At 67.9% G+C, this 16676-nt stretch carries 20 protein-coding genes; 7 read left to right on the forward strand and 13 right to left on the reverse strand.

Annotated elements, in window-relative coordinates; all coding sequences use genetic code 11:
* Positions 1–16 precede the first annotated feature (16 nt).
* Genes ABIC44_RS05980 through msrB form a run of 3 tightly spaced genes read left to right on the forward strand, consistent with a single transcriptional unit; the run spans position 17 to position 2688 of the window.
* Positions 17–934, forward strand: coding sequence for an ABC transporter ATP-binding protein (locus tag ABIC44_RS05980; protein ID WP_309692885.1), 918 nt, complete (start codon positions 17–19; stop codon positions 932–934).
* Complete coding sequence (locus tag ABIC44_RS05985; RefSeq protein ID WP_354294278.1) at positions 931–2154, forward strand: ABC transporter permease; 1224 nt, start codon at positions 931–933, stop codon at positions 2152–2154. Before ABIC44_RS05980 ends, ABIC44_RS05985 begins: the two co-directional genes overlap by 4 nt.
* A gap of 39 nt (positions 2155–2193) precedes the next feature.
* The gene (msrB, locus tag ABIC44_RS05990; protein ID WP_354294279.1) at positions 2194–2688 is read left to right on the forward strand and encodes a peptide-methionine (R)-S-oxide reductase MsrB; all 495 of its coding nucleotides are present in this window, start codon (positions 2194–2196) and stop codon (positions 2686–2688) included.
* 232 nt (positions 2689–2920) lie between these two features.
* Here the strand turns inward: msrB and ABIC44_RS05995 are convergent, their stop codons facing one another.
* Positions 2921–3430 carry a CHAP domain-containing protein gene (locus tag ABIC44_RS05995; protein WP_309698102.1) on the reverse strand — a complete coding sequence of 170 codons (510 nt, stop codon included), beginning with the start codon at positions 3428–3430 and terminating at the stop codon, positions 2921–2923.
* Between the two features lie 206 nt (positions 3431–3636).
* Entirely contained in the window at positions 3637–5499 is a 1863-nt protein-coding gene (locus ABIC44_RS06000) for a M1 family metallopeptidase (RefSeq protein ID WP_354294281.1), read from the reverse strand.
* A gap of 99 nt (positions 5500–5598) precedes the next feature.
* Between ABIC44_RS06000 and ABIC44_RS06005 the strand changes: the two genes are divergently transcribed.
* Positions 5599–5997, forward strand: a complete 399-nt coding sequence (locus ABIC44_RS06005; protein ID WP_354294282.1) for an HIRAN domain-containing protein — start codon at positions 5599–5601, stop codon at positions 5995–5997.
* Between the two features lie 103 nt (positions 5998–6100).
* Here the strand turns inward: ABIC44_RS06005 and ABIC44_RS06010 are convergent, their stop codons facing one another.
* The 3 genes from ABIC44_RS06010 to ABIC44_RS06020 form a co-directional block, all read right to left on the reverse strand.
* A complete protein-coding gene (locus ABIC44_RS06010) occupies positions 6101–6337 on the reverse strand; it encodes a hypothetical protein (protein WP_307103037.1) in 237 nt (78 codons plus the stop codon).
* 249 nt (positions 6338–6586) lie between these two features.
* Positions 6587–6967: a hypothetical protein gene (locus tag ABIC44_RS06015; protein WP_354294284.1), complete on the reverse strand. Its 381-nt coding sequence runs from the start codon at positions 6965–6967 to the stop codon at positions 6587–6589.
* A complete protein-coding gene (locus ABIC44_RS06020) occupies positions 6964–7641 on the reverse strand; it encodes an EI24 domain-containing protein (RefSeq protein WP_354294285.1) in 678 nt (225 codons plus the stop codon). The genes ABIC44_RS06015 and ABIC44_RS06020 overlap by 4 nt, the downstream gene beginning before the upstream one ends.
* A gap of 127 nt (positions 7642–7768) precedes the next feature.
* Here ABIC44_RS06020 and ABIC44_RS06025 point away from each other — a divergent pair, with 127 nt between their 5' ends.
* Complete coding sequence (locus ABIC44_RS06025) at positions 7769–8761, forward strand: adenosine kinase (RefSeq protein WP_354294286.1); 993 nt, start codon at positions 7769–7771, stop codon at positions 8759–8761.
* Between the two features lie 105 nt (positions 8762–8866).
* On the opposite strand, the gene ABIC44_RS06030 is transcribed toward ABIC44_RS06025, so the two are convergent.
* The 8 genes from ABIC44_RS06030 to hisB form a co-directional block, all read right to left on the reverse strand.
* Positions 8867–10405 carry an amino acid permease gene (locus ABIC44_RS06030; RefSeq protein ID WP_307103046.1) on the reverse strand — a complete coding sequence of 513 codons (1539 nt, stop codon included), beginning with the start codon at positions 10403–10405 and terminating at the stop codon, positions 8867–8869.
* 189 nt (positions 10406–10594) lie between these two features.
* Positions 10595–10972: a histidine triad nucleotide-binding protein gene (locus ABIC44_RS06035; RefSeq protein ID WP_354294287.1), complete on the reverse strand. Its 378-nt coding sequence runs from the start codon at positions 10970–10972 to the stop codon at positions 10595–10597.
* Between the two features lie 17 nt (positions 10973–10989).
* Positions 10990–11304 carry a phosphoribosyl-ATP diphosphatase gene (locus ABIC44_RS06040; RefSeq protein ID WP_354294359.1) on the reverse strand — a complete coding sequence of 105 codons (315 nt, stop codon included), beginning with the start codon at positions 11302–11304 and terminating at the stop codon, positions 10990–10992.
* Positions 11305–11336: 32 nt separating this feature from the next.
* Positions 11337–11492 (reverse strand): hypothetical protein, encoded by a 156-nt coding sequence (locus ABIC44_RS06045; RefSeq protein WP_307103050.1) that lies wholly within the window; start codon positions 11490–11492, stop codon positions 11337–11339.
* Between the two features lie 331 nt (positions 11493–11823).
* Positions 11824–12585, reverse strand: a complete 762-nt coding sequence (gene hisF / locus ABIC44_RS06050) for an imidazole glycerol phosphate synthase subunit HisF (protein WP_175313885.1) — start codon at positions 12583–12585, stop codon at positions 11824–11826.
* The gene (gene hisA / locus ABIC44_RS06055) at positions 12582–13316 is read right to left on the reverse strand and encodes a 1-(5-phosphoribosyl)-5-[(5-phosphoribosylamino)methylideneamino]imidazole-4-carboxamide isomerase (RefSeq protein WP_261269241.1); all 735 of its coding nucleotides are present in this window, start codon (positions 13314–13316) and stop codon (positions 12582–12584) included. Before hisA ends, hisF begins: the two co-directional genes overlap by 4 nt.
* Complete coding sequence (gene hisH, locus ABIC44_RS06060; RefSeq protein ID WP_354294289.1) at positions 13313–13918, reverse strand: imidazole glycerol phosphate synthase subunit HisH; 606 nt, start codon at positions 13916–13918, stop codon at positions 13313–13315. The genes hisA and hisH overlap by 4 nt, the downstream gene beginning before the upstream one ends.
* Complete coding sequence (gene hisB, locus ABIC44_RS06065) at positions 13915–14502, reverse strand: imidazoleglycerol-phosphate dehydratase HisB (RefSeq protein WP_309692922.1); 588 nt, start codon at positions 14500–14502, stop codon at positions 13915–13917. The genes hisH and hisB overlap by 4 nt, the downstream gene beginning before the upstream one ends.
* A 72-nt stretch (positions 14503–14574) precedes the next feature.
* On the opposite strand from hisB, the gene ABIC44_RS06070 reads away from it, so the two are divergent.
* Both ABIC44_RS06070 and fumC read left to right on the forward strand, forming a co-directional pair.
* Complete coding sequence (locus ABIC44_RS06070) at positions 14575–15060, forward strand: SspB family protein (protein WP_261269238.1); 486 nt, start codon at positions 14575–14577, stop codon at positions 15058–15060.
* Positions 15061–15251: 191 nt separating this feature from the next.
* On the forward strand, positions 15252–16655 hold the full coding sequence (fumC, locus tag ABIC44_RS06075; RefSeq protein WP_354294290.1) for a class II fumarate hydratase: 1404 nt from the start codon (positions 15252–15254) through the stop codon (positions 16653–16655).
* Positions 16656–16676 lie beyond the last annotated feature (21 nt).

Consider the following 16676-nt stretch of genomic DNA (forward strand, 5'->3'; position numbering starts at 1 on the left):
AGGGAGGAACAGTTGCGTGGATAATCAGTGGGCGGTCACCGCCTCGGGCCTCGCCAAACGCTTCGGGGATCGCCGGGTGGTCGACGGGGTCGACATCGCGGTGCCGACCGGCGCGGTGTACGGCGTGCTGGGCCCCAACGGCGCCGGCAAGACGACCACGCTTCGGATGCTGCTCGGCATCATCGAACCCGATGAGGGGCAGCGCACGCTGCTGGGCCATGCCCATCCGCGCGATGCCAGCGACATGGTCGGCTATCTGCCCGAGGAGCGCGGGCTGTACCCGGCGATGAAGGCGCGCGAGGCGATCGCCTTCATGGGCGCGCTGCGTGGGCTCGACTGGGCGACCGGCCGTGCGCGGGCGGTCGAACTGCTGGAGCAGGCCGGGCTCGGCCACGCCGCCGACAACAAGATCCGCAAATTGTCCAAGGGCATGGCGCAGCTGGTCCAGCTGCTCGGCTCGGTCGTGCATCGCCCGAAACTGCTGGTGCTGGACGAGCCGTTCTCGGGCCTCGACCCGGTCAACCAGGAACGGCTGGAGGCGCTGATCCTGGGCGAGCGCGACCGGGGGGCGACGATCCTGTTCTCCACCCATGTCATGGCGCATGCCGAGCGGCTGTGCGACCGGCTGGCGATCATCGCAGGCGGACAGCGGCGGTTCGAGGGGACGGTGGACGAGGCGCGCGGCACGCTGCGTTCCTGGGTCCGGTATCGTCCGCGCGATCCCGCGCAGGTCCTGCCGCCGCTCTTGCCCGCCGATGCGGTGCGCGACGGCGAGGATTGGCGATTCCCGTTGCCCGATGAGGGGATCGAGCCGGTGCTCGGACGGCTGCTCGCGGCCGGGGCTGGGGTACTGAACCTGTCGATCGAGCGCCCCAGCCTGCACGAAGCCTTTGTCCGCATCGTCGGTGCGCCCGCCGAGGAGATCGCGGCATGAATTCCACCCGCCGCCTGATCCGCCAGACGATGACGATCGCGCGCCGCGATTTCATCGCGACCGTCTTCACGCCGATCTTCCTCCTGTTCCTGTTCGCGCCGCTCATCATGGTCGCGTTCAGCACCATCGGCGCGATGGGCGCGGCGCAGGCCGCCGATCACGGCGCCGACCATGTCCGTATCGTCGCGATCGTCCCCGACGCCCTGGCGGGCAGCTTCGTGGAGGCCGACCGGCGGTCGCGCGCCATCTTCCGCCGCGACGAGGAGCCGCCCGCGCTGGTCACCCTTGCCCCGGCACGCGATCCGGCGGCCCAGGCGCGCGCCGCGTTCGAATCGCGGGATTATGACGCGACCGCGGTGCTCTATGGCCCGCTCGACCGGCCGACCCTGCTCTATGGTGCACGCGGCTCGCGCGCGGCGGATTATCTGGCCGTGCTGGCGGGCAGCGCACTGGCGGCCGAGCGGCTGGGCGGGGAATTGCCGCGGGTCACGCCGACCAAGGTCAGCTTTTCGCGCCAGCGCGCGACGCTGGGCGGGCAGAACCAGACCGCGTTCCTGGCGGTGTTCGGCGTGTTCTTCCTGACCCTGTTCCTGGCGGGGCAGGTCGTCGGCACCATGGCGGAGGAACGCTCGAACAAGGTGATCGAGGTGCTGGCCGCCGCCGTGCCGCTGGAGGCGGTGTTCCTGGGCAAGCTGCTGGGCATGTTCGGGGTAGCGGTGCTGTTCGTCGGCTTCTGGGGCACGGTGCTGGGCCAGGTGACGAGCGTCCTGCCCCCGGCGTTCAGCGGGGTGGTCGGCGAATTGTCCCCGGCGGTCGGCCTGCCGATATTCGCCATCCTGTTCGTCAGCTATTTCACCATGGCCTATCTGCTGCTGGGATCGGTATTCCTGACGATCGGCGCGCAGGCGACCACGATGCGCGAGATCCAGATGCTCTCGCTGCCCATCACCATCGTCCAGGTCGGCATGTTCACCCTGACGCTGAGCGGACTGTCCAAGCCCGACAGCTGGCTGGCACGGGTGGCGGAGATATTCCCGCTATCCTCGCCCTTCGCGATGGCGGGCATGGCGGCGGCGAGCCCCTCGCTCTGGCCGCATGCGCTGGCGCTGGCGTGGCAGGCGCTGTGGGTGGCGATCTTCGTGACGCTGGGGGCGCGGCTGTTCCGGCGCGGCGTGCTGCAATCGGGCAGCACGCGGCCCTTCTGGCGGCGCAAGGGCTGACCCCCTGTCATCGGGCGGCGGCCTTCCTATCTTGGGGGCATGAGCACGCAACCTGCCGATCGCCGCGCCTTTCTCTCGCTTGCCGGTCTGGGGCTGGCGGGGATGGGCCTGTCCGCCTGCGGCCGCGAGGCGGTGGCCGCCGAGCGCTATCCGGTGGCGATGAGCGACGCGGCATGGCGGCAGAAGCTCGGCCCGGCGGCCTATGCGGTGTTGCGGAAGGAAGGGACCGAGCGGCCCTATAGCAGCCCGCTCAACGAGGAGCATCGCAGCGGCGTCTTCGGATGCAAGGGCTGCGGCCAGCCGCTCTTCTCGTCCAGGACGAAGTTCGACAGCGGCACCGGCTGGCCGAGCTTTTGGGCATCCCTGCCCCGCGCGGTCGGCACCACGTCCGATCGGTCGCTGATGATGGAGCGGGTGGAGGTGCATTGCAGCCGCTGCGGCGGGCATCTCGGCCATGTCTTCGACGACGGGCCCAAGCCGACGGGCAAGCGTTATTGCATGAACGGCGTGGCGATGACGTTCCGGGCGGGGTGAGGGGGCAACGGCCCTTCACGCTAAGCGCAATCGAAGCATGGGCTGCGCGCTGGGTGAGGTGTTCCCTTGGCCTTCGACTTCGCTCAGGCTGAACGGGGGTTTGGAAGAGGAATGGCGGCTGCTGCTGCCCTGTTCGACCACATCCGGTCACGCTGCGCGACGTCGAAGCGTATGTCCCACGTGATGCGCCGGGCTCTCCCCACCATCGCCGATGCGGGCCGGGCGGAAAATCTTACTGGGTAGGGGCCGCGAAGGTCAGGATGCCCGAGACGCGGCTGTCGGTGCGCGAGGCGATCTCGTTGGCGGGCATGGCGCTGCTTGGCGCATGGTCCGCATAGATGAAGCCCTTGGTCGGATAGGCCGACGTGCCCAGGTCGCCATTGGGGCCGTACCACACCTTGACCATCGACCAGTCATTGTCGGGCGAGACGTCGATCGCGCGGACGTCGCGCTCGATGCCGCCGCGGCGCGACCAGTTGGCATGGGTGAGCAGGACTTCGCGGTTGCTGACGACCCGGCTGACCATCGCGACATGGCCGACGCGCATCCGGTGGGTGGCTTCGAAGGCGAGGACCGATCCTTCCTTCGGGGTGTGGCCGCGCTCGTAACGGCCCTCGGCCTGGCCCCACCAGGTGTTGGCGTTGCCGTGAAGATCGATGCCCGAAATCTCGCGGGCATAGGGTGCGCACTGCCAGAACTGCGCCGCAGCAGGGGTGGCCATCATCAGGCCGCACGATGCCATCAGCGCGAATCGCACTGCAAATGCCTTGAACTTCACATGACCCCCCGGTCGGAATGTCGGTGTGAGTGTCGATTAACCGGGGCTAAACGGGTTGGAAAGCGCAGGCGCAACCATATCCGGTGAACGGTGTTGCGGCGGCGATGACTTGAAAATCCGGCGGCGAAACGAGTTTTTCGTTCCTCGTTTCGCCGCGCGGCAGGCTCGTTTTATCGTCCGAGCAAGCGGTCGACCGTAACCTGGGTCACCGAATGATAGCCGGGACGCGCCTTGTCATAGATCCGCCCGGCCAGCGCCTGGCCCCATTCGCCCTGTCCCTGAAGCTGCTGGAACAGCGGTGCGACGAACTTGCGGCGGCCCTGCGCGGTCAGGAACTGCTCGGCCGACGCCTCGGCGGGCGGATAGCGATTGGCGAGCGCGAGGCGCAGCCAGGCGAAGCGGATCTCGCTATTGCCCGTCCCGTTCCAATGGAAACGGCCATCGAGCGCGGCGAGCCGTTCGGCGGACAGCTGGCGGGGCAACTGGTCGAGGAAGCGGACATATTCCTGCGTCGTGACCTTGTCCGGCACCGCCGAGACCGGGCCACCCGCCGCGAAGGCCCTGGCCGCCGCGTCGATCGCGGGGAAGGCGTCGGAGCGGACATGGACCGCATTGGCGGGAATGCCGGGCTGATAGACCCATTGGTCGACGCCGATCCTGGCATCCTCGCCGGGCTTGAGCAGGTTCTGGCGCAAATCGGCCAGGAAGCCAGCGCTGGTCTGCGGCTGGAAGGCATGGCGGTCGAAATAGCCGCGCAGATACGCGTCCCAGCGCGCGCGCCCGACGACGGACTCGATCGTCCGCAGGAAGGTCGCGCCCTTGTCATAGGCGATCTGGGTCATGCCGTCATCGGGATCGCGCGCGGCATTCAGGTCGAGATGCAGCTTGGTATCGGGCGACTGCGGGCCACCGGCTTCCTTCACCGCGTTCTGCATGTCGGTCCAGGCCAGGTCCGCCTCCATCGCGGCGCGGCGCTTGCCGTACATCGACTCCATGATCCGGTTCTCGAAATAGCTGGTAAAGCCCTCGTTCAGCCAGAAATCGTCCCAGGTCGCGTTGGTGACGAGATTGCCCGACCAGCTATGCGCCAGCTCATGCGCGATCAGGCTGACGAGGCTGCGGTCGCCCGCCAGCACGGTCGGCGTGGCGAAGGTCAGCATCGGGTTTTCCATGCCCCCGAACGGAAAGCTGGGCGGCAGGACCAGCACGTCATAGCGGCCCCAGCGATAGGGGCCGTACAGCCCCTCGGCGGCGGTGACGAACTTGTCGAGCCCGGCGAATTCCCACGCCGCCTTGTCGAGCATCGCGGGCTCGGTCCAGATGCCGGTATGGGCGCTGAGCGGCCTGAACTTCAGGTCGCCGATCGCGAGCGCAATCAGATAGGGGGCGACCGGCTTGTCCATGCGATAGCTGGCGGTGTGGCGGCCATTGTTGCAGGGCGTCTCGCCGGTCCGCTCGCCGCTCATCACCACGGTCAGCGCGCAGGGGGCGTTGACGGTGGCGTCCCAGGTCTGGCGGATGCCGGGCGAATCCTGGGTCGGAATCCAGCTGCGGTTGAGGATCGCCTCGCCCTGGCTGAACAGATAGGGCTGTTTCTTGCCCGCCGTCTGCTCGGGCGACAGCCATTGCAGCGCCTTGGCCCCCGGCGCGGAGGCATAGGCGATCTTGACCGTCCGCTGGCCGTTCAGCGTGATGGTCAGTGGCGCGCCGTGCACCTTGTCGACCGCGCCGACCGTATAGGGCAGGGGCCGGTTCTGCGCATCGGTGACGGTGACGATGCGCAGGCCGTTGTCGTCGACGACCAGCTGCCGGGCATCCGGCCTGGCATCGACCGACAGGGTCGCGATGCCGCGCATCACATGGGTGTCGAAATCGGCATAGAGGTTCAGCGAGACATGCGTGACCCGCGCCTCCAGCGGTCGGGCATAGCTGTGCACGTCGCGCGCGTCGGGGCTGGCCAGGACAGGCGCGACGGTCGGGGCGGGGGCGGGGCTTTGGGCGGCGAGCAGCATCGCCAGGGCGGCAACGGACATGGATACTCCGAATGGGACAGGATGATTGCACTATAGCCTGCCCGGCCCGGATTGGGAGGGCTCTGGACCCGGGCGGCCGGGATACCCAGTTAGGGGCGCATGGATGAATTGACGCTGGCCGTGGTCGGGATCGACTTTCCCAATGAGGACAAGGCGCGGAGCAACCGGCGCTTCGAGTTGCTGGCATCGGCCGTCGGCGATCCCGTGACGCTGCGGTCCGAGCCGCGCAACCGGCACGATCCCCATGCGGTGGCGGTGTTCAGCGCGCGGGATGTCCAGGTCGGCTATCTCTCCGCCGAACGCGCGCCGCTGATCGGCGCCCGGATCCGGCGTGGCGAGGTGGTGCGGGCCGTTTTTCAGGGGCTGAGCGGATCGGTCGCCTATATCCGGGTCCGCTTCGGTGGCGAGCCGCCAAGCCTGCCGCCGCTACGCCCGGACGCGCCCGCCCAGGGCGATGATGTCTTCCCCGACCCGGACGGCCCCGACTGGGGCGCCTGAGCCCTTGTCCCGGCCAACAAAAAAGGGAGCCGAAACGGCCCCCTTTTCCGTGCATGTCACCATGCGATGATGGCCGGAGCGGGCCTAGACCCGCCCCCGACGATCAGTTGCTGTCCGAGTTGTCGTCCTTGACGATCGCGACGACGCCGATGGCGACCACGCCAGCAGCGATCAGCGCGGCGAGGATGCCGCCACCGGCCAGCTTGTTGCCCTTAGCGGTCGGAGCCGAGGCGCGGACCGACTTGGCGACCGACAGGCTCGAAGCGGCGTTGGTCGGCGCAGCGGCGACCGGAGCAGCGACGAGAGCGGTGGCAGCAACGGCAGACAGGAACTTCATCATATATAATCTCCCATGGCGAACTACAGCCAAGACGCGGCGTTGTTCTTCGTCCCGATAGCGCATACGCTTCGATCCGCAAAATTGTTCCTGCAGCGCATCAATTTTTTGCAAATGCACGGAACCCTTTTGCAACACCCATAAATCATGAAGATTTGTTAATCACTTGGTGTCCCGGTCATGGGCAGGTCGCGGCCATCGCCGGACCTGCGGCGCACTCCATCCGCACCAGAAGCCGGTGCCGCCCGCCGGTCAGCGCCCGCCGTCACGCCTGGTCAGCGCCGCGACACAACTGGCGCGGTCGATCGCGCTGCCATCGGGTTCGCGCGCGTCGATATAGGTGACGCGCGGCTCGGCCCCGTCCTTGGGGTAGAGATAGGCATCGAGGACGCAGAAGCGGCCCTGATATTGCAACTTGCGCGCGGTCCCCTCGCGCACATCGGCATCGGCCGTGCCGAACAGCTTGGTCAGTCCGGCGGCGTCCTGCCCCAGCACCCGCTCCAGCCCGACGCTGGTATAGGGCACCGGCACCGGGGCCATGCCGCCGGTGCGGACCGGCGCGGCGGTCTGCGGTACGGTACAGCCCGCCAGCGCGATCGGGGGCAGCAGCATCAGCGCGAAGGAGCGGTTCATGCTTTACGTCTCATGTGAAAGAAATGGGTCGCCATGCTCGCCCCCAGGACGGGGGCCAGCAGGTTCACCCCCGGAACCACGAACAGGGCGGCGGCGGCAAGCCCCAACAGGAAGCGCGCGGGTCCGGTCGCCTTGCGCCAGCGACGCATGGCGGCCCGGTCCATGTGTCGCGCCGCCACCATGTCGCCCAGATCGCGCGCGAGCAGCCAGCCATTGACGACCAGAAAGGCCGCCGCCGTACCCACCCCGGTCGCCAGCAGGACTATATAGAGCGGCAAGAGGATCAGGTTGATCGCGATCACGCGCCCCGCCGACCCCAGCCCCATGGCGACCCCGCGCGCGAAGGGCACCGGCCGCGCGCTTGCCAGCCGGTCGGGATAATGGCGCGCCTCGACCGCGGCGACGATATCGTCGGCGAACAGGCCGACCACCGCGACCGCCACCGCCCGAAAGGCGAGCCAGAAGGCCAGCAGTTCGACCACCACGGTCAGCGCGGCCGACCATCCGCCCGCCTGCGCGCCCAGCCACCCGCTCAGCGCCGCGCGCACGCCCCACCACAAACCGATCCCGGCACCCGCGAACAGGGCGAGCGTGACCGCCAGCGAGCGAAACAGCACGCGGCGGATCGCAGGATCGCCAAGCTGGGCCAGCGACAGGAAAAAGGCGCGGATCATGGCGTCGGGAATGGCGCGGCGCCAAGGCTTGAGTCAATGCGCGGCGGCGGCGTCCGCGCCTCCCTTGCGCGGGGGTAGCGCGCTGACTAGGGCGGCGGCATCACAGCTTTTTCCCGGAGTCCCTTTCTTGACCAACCCCACTTACGACGTGGTGGCGATCGGCAATGCCATCGTCGACATCCTCAGCCCGGCCGAGGATGACTTCATCGCTGAAAACGGCATGACCAAGGGCGCGATGCAGCTGGTCTTCTCGCCCGAAGAGGCAGATGCGCTTTATGCCAAGATGGGGCCGGGGCGCGAGATTTCGGGCGGCTCGGCGGCCAATACGCTGGCGGGGATCGCGGCGCTGGGCGGCAAGACCGCGTTCATCGGCCAGGTCGCCGACGACCAGCTGGGCGAGGTCTTCGCGCATGACATCCGGGCGGCGGGCGTCCGCTACGACACGCCGGTCCGCGCCGGGCAGCCGACGACGGGCCGCTGCATGATCTTCGTCAGCCCCGACGGGCAGCGGACGATGAACACCTTCCTGGGCGCGTCGCACTACCTGCCTGCCCAGGTGCTCGACCGCGCGCTGATCGCCGATGCCGCCTATCTCTATATCGAGGGCTATCTCTGGGATCCCGAAGAGCCGCGCGCCGCGATGCGCGCCGCGATCCAGGTCGCGCGCGAGGCGGATCGCAAGATCGCCTTCACCGCCTCGGCCGAGTTCGTCATCGACCGCCACCGCGCCGATTTCCATGCGCTGATCGATGCCGGGCTGATCGACGTGATCTTCGCCAACGAGACCGAGATCGTCGCGCTGACCGAGACGGCGGATGTCGAGGCCGCGATCACCTTCCTGAAGGACAAGGTCGAGACGCTGGTCGTCACGCTCGCCGAAAAGGGCGCGCTGGCGGTGCGCGGCGACGAGCGCGTGACCGTGCCCGCCCAGCCGGTGGACAAGGTGGTCGACACGACGGGCGCGGGCGACCTGTTCGCGGCGGGCTTCCTCCATGGCCAGACGCATGGCCGGGACCTTCAGGCCTCGCTGACCCTGGGCGCCGTCTGCGCGGCCGAGATCATCAGCCATTTCGGCGCGCGCCCGCAGGTCGATCTGAAGGCGCTCGCCGCCAGCCTGTAATCCGCCATCCTCCCCCGGGCCTTGGCCTGGGGGGAACGGCAAGGCCCCAAACAGAAAGGGCCGGAGGATCGCTCCTCCGGCCCTTTTCCATGGTCGTGAAACCGATCAGCGATCGAGCGGCCGGGCGACCTCCGGCTGCATCGCGGGATCCTCGACCACGTCGATGATGCCGCGCCCGACATGGCTGCGCTTGCGGCTGTAGAGGAAGTAGATCAGCAGGCCGACCGCGCCCCAGCCCGGCAGGACCAGGATCGCGATCAGCGGCAGCGAGAAGTACAGATAGGCGCACCCGATCATCGCGGCGGGGGCGACGATCCACACCGCCGGGGTGCGGAAGGGGCGCTTGCGGCCCGGATCGGTCCGGCGCAGCACCATCACCGACAGCGCCACCATGAAGAAGGCGAACAGCGTGCCCGAGTTGGAATAGTCGGCCAGCTTGCCGACCGGCAGGAAGGCCGAGGCGATGGTCGCGGCGATGCCGGTGACGATCGTCACGACGTGCGGGGTGCGATAGCGCGGATGCACCGAGGCGAGCTTTTCGGGCAGCAGGCCGTCGCGCGCCATGGTAAAGAACACGCGGGTCTGGCCGAACATCATCATGAGCACGACCGAGGGCAGCGCCAGCGTGGCGGCGAGGCCGATCAGGTTGCCGATCTTTTCCCAGCCGATGGTACGCAGCACATGCGCCAGCGCCTCGCGCGAGCAGGATAGCGGCTCGGCCGCGCCGCCCGCGACGATCGCCTTGCAGCGATCGGCCAGTTCCGACGTGCCCGGCGACAGCAGGACGCCCGCGGCGTCCCGCACCGGCTGTGCGCCCAGCGGCGATCCGATCGCGCCCGCCGATACCAGCAGGTAGAAGATGGTGCAGAACAGCAGCGAGGCGATCAGGCCGATCGGCACGTTGCGCTGCGGATTCTTGGTTTCCTCGGCGGCGGTCGACACCGCGTCGAAGCCGACATAGGCGAAGAAGATCGACGCCGCCGCCCCCGCGACGCCGGTCAGTCCGGTCGGCATGAAGGGTTCGAAATGCGCGCCGTTCATGACCGGCACCGACAGCGCGATGAACAGGGTCAGCGCGGCGACCTTGATCGCGACCAGGATCGCATTGACGCGCGCGCTCTCGGTCGTGCCGACGACGAGCAGCCAGGTGACCAGCAGCGAGATGATGACGGCGGGCAGGTTGATGTAACCGCCCGAGGAGGGGCCGTTGACCCATTCCATCGGTATGTCGATGCCCAGCAGGTTGCGGATCTGCCCCACCACATAACCCGACCAGCCGACCGCGACGGCGGACGCGCCGACCGCATATTCCAGGATCAACGCCCAGCCGACCATCCAGGCGAGCAGTTCGCCCATGACCGCATAGGTATAGGTATAGGCCGACCCCGCGACCGGCACCATCGAGGCCAGTTCGGAATAGCACAGCGCCGCCACCGCGCAGACGAAACCCGCCAGCACGAAGGACAGCATCATGCCCGGCCCCGCCTTTTGCGCGGCTTCGGAGGTGAGGACGAAGATGCCCGTGCCGATGACGGCGCCGATGCCCAGCATGGTCAGCTGGAACGCGCCTAGCGATCGTTGCAGCCCCTTCTTCTCAGCGGTCGCCAGAATGGCGTCCAGAGGCTTAACGCGCCCGAAAATCATGAATGTCCAATCCCCCCAAGGGAAGGGCCGCCCCGACAGGGGGCGTACCCGGCGTTCGGTGAATGATCCGGGAAGTTAGCTGCAATTTTATTACGCGCAATCCCTAAGACGCAGCCGATGCGGTCAGGGGAGGAGAAAGGCGTGCGTTTAAAGCCCCTCGCCCGGCAGGAGGAGGGCCAAGTGGCCCGATCAGCGCGCCAGCATCGGGCCGAGCGGCTTGCCCGCCAGGATATGGACATGGAGATGGGGCACCTCCTGCCCGGCGTCCGGGCCGATATTCGCCAGCAGGCGGTAACCCGGCGCCACCGCGCCCGCCTCGCGTGCGACATGGCCGACCGCGCGGACGAAGCCCGCAATCTCCGCCTCGCTGGCGCGCGTCGAGAAATCGTCCCACGACACATAGGGGCCGCGCGGGATCACCAGGATATGCGTCGGGGCGTGCGGCGCGATATCGTGGAAGGCGACCGCCCATTCATCCTCATAGACGCGCTTCGAGGGGATTTCGTCGCGCAGGATCTTCGCGAAGATATTCTGGTCGTCATAGGGAAGCGTGGCGTCGATCGGCATCGATAATCTCCGTGGGATCAGCGGGCGCGCGCGGCCTTTTCGTCGTGGCCCGATATGCCTTCGCGCCGCGCGAGTTCGGCGCGGACATCGTCCAGCGACAACCCCGCATCGGTCAACAGCACGATCAGGTGGAAGAGCAGGTCGGCGGCCTCGGACACGATCTTGTCGGGCTGCGCCATGGCGGCGATGATGGTTTCCACCGCTTCCTCGCCCAGTTTCTGCGCGATCTTGGGCCGCCCCTTGGCGAACAGGCTGGCGGCGTAGGAAGTGGCGGCGTCGCCCTCGTCCCGGCGCGCGCGGATCGTGGCTTCGAGGCGGTCGAGCATGTCCATGGCGGCGTGGGTGGCGCAGGCGGCGGGCGGCGTCAATCCTTGCGATTCCGGCGACGCAGCGCACGCCGCAAAAACCAGATCGCGCCGATCGCGAAGACGAACAGCGCGATGTCCGACAACTCGGGATGGCTGCGCAGGCGGACGACGCCGCTATGGCCATTGGCCGGGGTCATGATGGCGAGTGGCATAGGGGATGTTTAGCAGCCTGTGCGGCGGCGGTCATCGGGAGAGATTCCACGCGAAGCCGCGAAGGTTTTTGGTTCGCGCGGAGGCGCGGAGGCGCGGAGGGTTTCGATTTGGGGCGGGCGCTGGCCCGCGCTTCGAATGTGGGAAGGTCTCCCGATCGAAAGCGATGACTCCGCAACCCCTCCGTTCAGCCTGAGCGACGTCGAAGGCCACGGGAACCCGGCGCGGCAAAGGGCAGGGCGTGCGCTTCGACTTCGCTCAGCGCGAACGGGGACGATCGAAGAGCACCAAGCTGACCGCCCGGAAACCAAACCCCGCGCCGCCGCGCGAACCTCAATGCGCCCGAACCGGCACCCCCGCCGCCGCGAGCGCGCGGTGGGCGTCCGCGATCGATGCATCGCCGAAATGGAAGATCGATGCCGCCAGCACCGCCGAGGCATGGCCGTCGCGCACGCCCGCGACCAGATCGTCCAGCCCGCCGACGCCGCCCGACGCCACGACCGGCACGCTGGTCCGATCGGCGATCGTGCGGATCAGGTCGAGGTCGTATCCACCCCGCGTCCCGTCGCGGTCCATCGAGGTGACCAGCAACTCGCCCGCGCCCAGTTCGGCCAGGCGCAGCGCATGTTCGACCGCATCGATCCCGGTCGCGCGCCGCCCGCCATGGGTGAACACTTCCCAGCCATCCGCCGTCCGCCGCGCATCGACGCTGGCGACACAGCATTGGCTGCCGAATCGCTCGGCAATGTCCGAGACGACTTCCGGGCGGCTGACCGCGGCGGAGTTAACCGCCACCTTGTCCGCCCCTGCCAGCAGCAGCGCGCGCGCATCCTCCGCCGTGCGCACCCCGCCGCCGACGGTCAGCGGCATGAAGCACACCGCCGCCGTCCGCCGCACCACGTCCAATATGGTGCCGCGCGCCTCATGGCTGGCGGTGATGTCGAGAAAGCACAGCTCGTCCGCGCCCGCCGCGTCATAGGCGCGTGCCTGCTCGACGGGATCGCCCGCATCGATCAGGTCGACGAAGTTGACGCCCTTGACCACGCGCCCGTTGGCGACGTCGAGGCAGGGGATGACGCGTGCCCGGACGGTCATGCGGCCGCCGCCACCGACAGCGCCGCCGCCAGATCGAGCCGCCCGTCATAGAGCGCGCGGCCGGTGATGACGCCCTCGACCCCGTCCTGATGATGGAGCGCCAGCATATGGATGTCGCCGATCCCCGCCACGCCGCCGCTGGCGATCACCGGTATGCGGACCGCGCGGGCCAGGTCGACGGTCGCGGGCACGTTGCAGCCCTTGAGCAACCCGTCGCGGCCCACGTCCGTAAACAGCAGCGAGGCGACGCCCGCATCCTCGAACCGCCGCGCCAGATCCTCGACCGACACGTCCGACACGTCCGCCCAGCCGCGCGTGGCGACCATGCCGTCCTTGGCGTCGACCGCGACGACGATGCCGCCGGGATAGGCCCTGGCCATGTCGCGCACGAAGTCGGGATTCTCCAGCGCCGCGGTGCCGATCACCACGCGCGAGACGCCCAGGTCGAACCAGCGTTCGACATTCTGAGGGTTACGGATGCCGCCGCCCAGCTGGACGTGACCGGGAAAGGCTTTGACGATGGCCTGCACCGCCTCGCCATTGACCGACTCGCCCGCAAAGGCGCCGTCGAGATCGACGACGTGCAGATGCTGCGCGCCCGCCTCGGCGAACAGCATCGCCTGATGGGTGGGATCGTCGCCATAAACGGTCGCGCGGTCCATATCGCCCTCGGCCAGACGCACCACTTGGCCGCCCTTCAGGTCGATGGCGGGGAAGACGATCAGGCTCACGGATGCCACTCCAGGAAACGGGTGAGGAAGGAGAGGCCATAACGCTGGCTCTTCTCGGGGTGGAATTGCGCGCCGACCACCGTGTCGCGACCGATCGCGGCGGTGACGGGGCCTGCATGGTCGGTGGTCGCCAGCACATGCTCGCCGGTAAAGGCAAAACTGTGGAGGAAATAGGCCTCGCCCGGTACGATCAGCGGGTGGTCGCGCGTCGGGCGGACATCGTTCCAGCCCATATGCGGGACCTTGGCCGCCGGGTCGGAGGGAGCGAGTCGCGCGACCCGGCCGCGAATCCAGCCCAGGCCGCGATGCTCACCCATCTCCTCGCCCGTGTCGGCGAGCAGCTGCATACCAACGCAAATGCCCAGAAAGGGGCGGGCACGGGTGAGGGCGGCCTCGCGCAGCGCCTCTTCCAGCCCGTCGACCGCGCGCAAATTCGCCGCGCACGCCCCGAACGCACCGACGCCCGGCAGGACGATCCGGTCGGCCTTGGCGATCACATCCGGGTCGGCGGTGATGACGACATCGCTCGCCCCCGCCGCGCGCAGGGCATTGTCGACCGAGTGGAGATTGCCCGACTCGATGTCGATCAGCGCCAGCGTCACAGCATGCCCTTGGTCGAGGGGATGGCGTCGGCCTTGCGCGGGTCGATCTCGACCGCCATCCGCAGGGCGCGCGCCAGGCCCTTGAAGACGCTCTCGGCGATGTGATGGTTGTTGTGGCCGTGCAGCAGCTCGACGTGCAGCGTGATGCCCGCCTCCTGCGCGAAGCTGTGGAACCAGTGCTCGATCATCTCGGTCTGGAGCGTGCCCAGCATCGGGTTGGTGAACGGCACCTTCCACACCAGCCAGGGCCGCCCCGAAATGTCGAGCGCGGTGCGGGTCAGCACCTCGTCCATCGGCGACAGCGCCTCGCCGTAGCGATAGATGCCACGCTTGTCGCCCAGCGCCTTGGCAAAGGCCTGTCCGATCGCCAGCGCGCTGTCCTCGGTCGTGTGATGCCCGTCGATATGCAGGTCGCCCTCGACCTTGACCGACAGGTCGATCAGCGAATGCCGCGACAGCTGGTCGAGCATATGGTCGAGAAAGCCGATGCCGGTGGCGTTCTGATAGACGCCGGTGCCGTCGAGATTGACGGTGACGTCGATGACGGTTTCCGCGGTGGCGCGGTGGACGGAGGCGGTGCGCATGGCCCCTCCCTTAAACACCTATCCGTCCCATGCAATCTTGACCCGCGATCAAAGGCCGCTAGTCCATGAGCCATGACCGAAGGATTGCCCGACAGCCTCATCCCCTATGACGACATCGTGCAGGAGGCCCTGCGCGCCGTGGTGGGGCGTGTACTCGGCCCGGTGGCGGAGACGGGGCATCTGCCCGGCACCCACCATTTCTACATCACTTTCAAGACCCAGGCGCCGGGCGTCGACATCCCGCAGCGGCTGGTCGAGCGATTCCCGGACGAAATGACCATCGTCCTCCAGAATCGCTTCTGGGACCTGACGGTGGACGAGAATCGCTTCTCGGTCGGCCTCAGCTTCAACCAGGTGCCGTCGAAGCTGGTGATTCCCTATTCGGCGATCACCCGCTTCCATGACCCGGAAGTGCAGTTCGAGCTGGGCTTCCATGTCGCAGACGATCCCCAGGGCGATCCCGATCCGCATGATTCGGCCGAGAATGACGAGCCGGTCGCCAAGCCGGTCGAGGACGGCAGCAACGTCGTCGCGGTGGATTTCAAGCGGAAGAAGTAAAGCGGAAGCGGAGAAGGACGAGACCCTTCTCCCTCTCCCCCTCGGGGAGAGGGCCGGGGTGAGGGGTTGGGGCCGGGCCTGCACTCCGCCTGTCTTGCCAAGCCCCAACCCCTCACTCAACCCTCTCCCCGGAGAGGAGAGGGCTTGATATTCACCGGGAACCCATTCCCCATCCGGTGAGTCCCTAGCCCATGACCCAGACCCCCACCGCTACCCGCACCGAGACCGATTCGATCGGCCCGATCGAAGTCCCCGCCCATGCCTATTGGGGCGCGCAGACCGAGCGGAGCCTGGAAAACTTTCCCTTTGGCGCGCGCGAGCAGATGCCGATCGGCATCGTCCATGCACTCGCCATCGTCAAAAAGGCCGCCGCGCGAATCAATCGCGGGCACGGGCTGGCGGCGGACAAGGCCGATGCGATCGAGGCGGCGGCGCAGGAGGTGATCGACGGGCGGCATGACGACCAGTTCCCGCTGGTCATCTGGCAGACCGGCTCGGGCACCCAGTCCAACATGAACGCCAATGAGGTGATTGCGGGCCGCGCCAATGAAATCCTGACCGGCACGCGCGGCGGCAAGAGCCCCGTCCACCCCAATGACGATGTGAATCGCGGCCAGTCGTCCAACGACACTTTCCCGACCGCGCTGCACGTCGCCGCCGCGCTGGCCGTGACGCGGCAGCTTTATCCCGCGCTCGACCGGCTGCACGCCGCGCTGGATGCCAAGGCGAAGGAATGGGATTCGATCGTCAAGATCGGCCGCACCCATTTGCAGGACGCGACCCCACTGACGCTGGGCCAGGAATTTTCGGGTTATGTCCAGCAGTTGGCCAATGCCCGCGCCCGGATCGAGGGGACGCTCCACCGCAATATCCTGCCGCTGGCGCAGGGCGGTACGGCGGTCGGCACCGGGCTGAACGCGCCGCATGGCTTTGCCGAGGCGATCGCGGCGGAAATCGCCGAGGCGACCGGGCTCGACTTCGTCACCGCGCCCAACAAGTTCGAGGCGCTGGCGAGCAATGACGGGCTGGTCGACCTGCACGGCACCTTGAATGTCCTCGCCGTGGCGCTGACCAAGATCGCCAACGACATCCGCCTGCTGGGCTCCGGCCCGCGCTCGGGGCTGGGCGAGCTGGAGCTTCCGGCCAACGAACCGGGCAGCTCGATCATGCCGGGCAAGGTCAACCCGACCCAGAACGAGATGCTGACCATGGTCGCCGCGCAGGTGATCGGCAACAATGCCGCCGTCACGGTCGGCGGGCTACAGGGGCATCTGGAACTCAATGTGTTCAAGCCGTTGATCGGTGCGAATGTGCTGCGTTCGATCCATTTGCTGTCGGTCGGCATGGAGAGTTTCGCCGAGCGGACCGTCGAGGGCATGACGGTCAATCGCGACCGGATCACCGACTTGCTCGACCGCTCGCTGATGCTGGTGACCGCGCTGGCCCCGGAGATCGGCTATGACAATGCCGCCAAGATCGCCAAGCACGCGCATCACAAGGGACAGACGCTGAAGGAGGCCGGGCTGGAACTGGGGCTGGTCGACGAAGCGACGTTCGACCGGGTGGTGCGTCCGGAGTTGATGCTGGGTCGGTGAGGCGAGGGGGCATGGCCTTCG

Source organism: Sphingomonas sp. 1185 (assembly GCF_040544655.1).
GTDB lineage: Bacteria > Pseudomonadota > Alphaproteobacteria > Sphingomonadales > Sphingomonadaceae > Sphingomonas.

Coding starts and splice junctions, on each gene's coding strand:
- ABIC44_RS05985 (WP_354294278.1), top strand. CDS start 931: ATGAATTCCACCCGCCGCCTGATCCGCCAGACGATGACGATCGCGCGC.
- msrB (WP_354294279.1), top strand. CDS start 2,194: ATGAGCACGCAACCTGCCGATCGCCGCGCCTTTCTCTCGCTTGCCGGT.
- ABIC44_RS05995 (WP_309698102.1), bottom strand. CDS start 3,430: ATGGCATCGTGCGGCCTGATGATGGCCACCCCTGCTGCGGCGCAGTTC.
- ABIC44_RS06000 (WP_354294281.1), bottom strand. CDS start 5,499: ATGTCCGTTGCCGCCCTGGCGATGCTGCTCGCCGCCCAAAGCCCCGCC.
- ABIC44_RS06005 (WP_354294282.1), top strand. CDS start 5,599: ATGGATGAATTGACGCTGGCCGTGGTCGGGATCGACTTTCCCAATGAG.
- ABIC44_RS06010 (WP_307103037.1), bottom strand. CDS start 6,337: ATGATGAAGTTCCTGTCTGCCGTTGCTGCCACCGCTCTCGTCGCTGCT.
- ABIC44_RS06015 (WP_354294284.1), bottom strand. CDS start 6,967: ATGAACCGCTCCTTCGCGCTGATGCTGCTGCCCCCGATCGCGCTGGCG.
- ABIC44_RS06020 (WP_354294285.1), bottom strand. CDS start 7,641: ATGATCCGCGCCTTTTTCCTGTCGCTGGCCCAGCTTGGCGATCCTGCG.
- ABIC44_RS06030 (WP_307103046.1), bottom strand. CDS start 10,405: ATGATTTTCGGGCGCGTTAAGCCTCTGGACGCCATTCTGGCGACCGCT.
- ABIC44_RS06035 (WP_354294287.1), bottom strand. CDS start 10,972: ATGCCGATCGACGCCACGCTTCCCTATGACGACCAGAATATCTTCGCG.
- ABIC44_RS06040 (WP_354294359.1), bottom strand. CDS start 11,304: ATGGACATGCTCGACCGCCTCGAAGCCACGATCCGCGCGCGCCGGGAC.
- ABIC44_RS06045 (WP_307103050.1), bottom strand. CDS start 11,492: ATGCCACTCGCCATCATGACCCCGGCCAATGGCCATAGCGGCGTCGTC.
- hisF (WP_175313885.1), bottom strand. CDS start 12,585: ATGACCGTCCGGGCACGCGTCATCCCCTGCCTCGACGTCGCCAACGGG.
- hisB (WP_309692922.1), bottom strand. CDS start 14,502: ATGCGCACCGCCTCCGTCCACCGCGCCACCGCGGAAACCGTCATCGAC.
- ABIC44_RS06070 (WP_261269238.1), top strand. CDS start 14,575: ATGACCGAAGGATTGCCCGACAGCCTCATCCCCTATGACGACATCGTG.
- fumC (WP_354294290.1), top strand. CDS start 15,252: ATGACCCAGACCCCCACCGCTACCCGCACCGAGACCGATTCGATCGGC.